The sequence below is a fragment of the Alcanivorax profundi genome, from assembly GCF_003597125.1.
Lineage (GTDB): Bacteria > Pseudomonadota > Gammaproteobacteria > Pseudomonadales > Alcanivoracaceae > Alcanivorax > Alcanivorax profundi.
On the sequence record NZ_QYYA01000098.1, the window covers coordinates 1 to 480 of the forward strand.

Consider the following 480-nt stretch of genomic DNA (forward strand, 5'->3'; position numbering starts at 1 on the left):
CAGCATGCACCTGTGATAGCAGGCGAAGCAGATCCTCGCGAGGCATGTCATCCATGATAAGCCCCAGCTCACTGCCGTGTGAAATGCGAGCCAAAAGGTTCATCAAGTCATGGATGAAATCAGCATCGCGATCATCCTCGCCGCCTCTATGCCCACTTTGCATCACACAGCCCTTTTAGGTTTCATCTTGCACTAGGGTTTAGAAAAGGGGGGGCTTAAGATTGAGAATTTCGCGTCGCCAGAAAAAAGCCTAGGGCTGGCAGCTCATCTCATAAGCTGCGCGTGCCAGATCACGTTCGTTCCGGGTGATCTTGCGCCCTCCAGCCTCGAACGTCCGGCCTGCGCGATCGCCCCAGCTCTCCCGCTCCTGGTCTGTCAGCCCGTTCCACCACTCCCGGGCCGGATCGCCCTGCGGCGTTTCTTCGATGATCGGCGGGGCGTCGGCGGTCTCCTGAGATTTCCGGCGCGCGACGCTATGGC

General features: G+C 58.8%; 1 protein-coding gene. It reads right to left on the reverse strand.

Features of this window, described 5'->3' with window-relative positions; genetic code table 11:
* Window positions 1-250 precede the first annotated feature (250 nt).
* On the reverse strand, window positions 251-480 hold a 230-nt coding region (locus D4A39_RS18060; protein WP_233552528.1), incomplete at its 5' end, for a hypothetical protein.